1 protein-coding gene and 1 pseudogene are annotated in these 821 nt (G+C 70.9%); both read right to left on the reverse strand.

Going from position 1 to position 821, the window contains the following annotated elements; translation table 11 throughout:
- Window positions 1–295 precede the first annotated feature (295 nt).
- Window positions 296–571, reverse strand: coding sequence for a hypothetical protein (locus tag D7V93_RS43645; RefSeq protein ID WP_120648731.1), 276 nt, complete (start codon window positions 569–571; stop codon window positions 296–298).
- A gap of 2 nt (window positions 572–573) precedes the next feature.
- A pseudogene (locus tag D7V93_RS43650) lies at window positions 574–821 on the reverse strand (PEGA domain-containing protein); the annotation flags it as partial.

Raw genomic sequence — 821 nt, forward strand, 5'->3', positions numbered from 1 at the left:
CATCAGCACTCCCACGCGCTTGCCCATGTCGTTGCTACCTCCGTGGGCCTCCTCCAGAGCATGGATGATGCCACGCACCGGCGGTCCTCCCCCGGGGCGGACACCGCGTGCAAACAGCTGGGATGACTGGGGTTTTCCGCGGGGTGTTGGCCCGGAAGCAGCCGTGTCCAGGGGGACACGGCGCGGCCCGGAGGCCACGCCCTGAGCGCCTCCGGCTGGCGCCACCCGGGCGTGGGGACGCAGCCGGGAACCGACAGACGGGCCCGGGTCAGGTGCCCGGGCCCGGCCCACGAACTCAGCCCGCGTCGGACCGGCCGCCGTCGGGAAGGAGCCCGCCGTCCGTGGGGCCGGCATCGTTGGTGCCGGCATCCACGCCCGCGTCGGACGGGCCACCATCGGTCGGGGTGCCATCCCCGGAGACGCAGATCTGGTCCTGGCAGACGTAGCCCTCCAGGCACTTGCCCTGGTCGCAGGGCTGCCCTTCCGGGTCGAAGTCAACGAGCAGGCTGCAAGCGGACAGCCCCAGGAGCAGGGCCGAGGGAACGATGAGCGATGAAAGGCGGCGGCGCATGGCTAGTAGTTCCGGAGATCGTCTTCGTCGAGCTTGGGGCGCTGCTGCTTCTTCTTCTCTTCCTCGCGCTTGCGCTTCTCCTCTTCCTCGCGCTGGCGCTTCGCCTCTTCGTCCTGCTTGCGCTTCGCTTCCTCGTCGCGCTTGCGCTGCTCCTCCTGCTCGCGCTTGAGGCGGGCCTCCTCCTCACGCTGGCGCTTCGCCTCGGCCTCGCGCTCCTTGCGCGTGAGCTTCTTCGCGGGCGGCGGCGGGG

The organism is Corallococcus llansteffanensis (genome assembly GCF_003612055.1).
Taxonomy (GTDB): domain Bacteria; phylum Myxococcota; class Myxococcia; order Myxococcales; family Myxococcaceae; genus Corallococcus; species Corallococcus llansteffanensis.

Excerpts from the sequence above, each read along its gene's own strand:
- D7V93_RS43645 (WP_120648731.1), bottom strand. The coding sequence starts at position 571 with ATGCGCCGCCGCCTTTCATCGCTCATCGTTCCCTCGGCCCTGCTCCTG.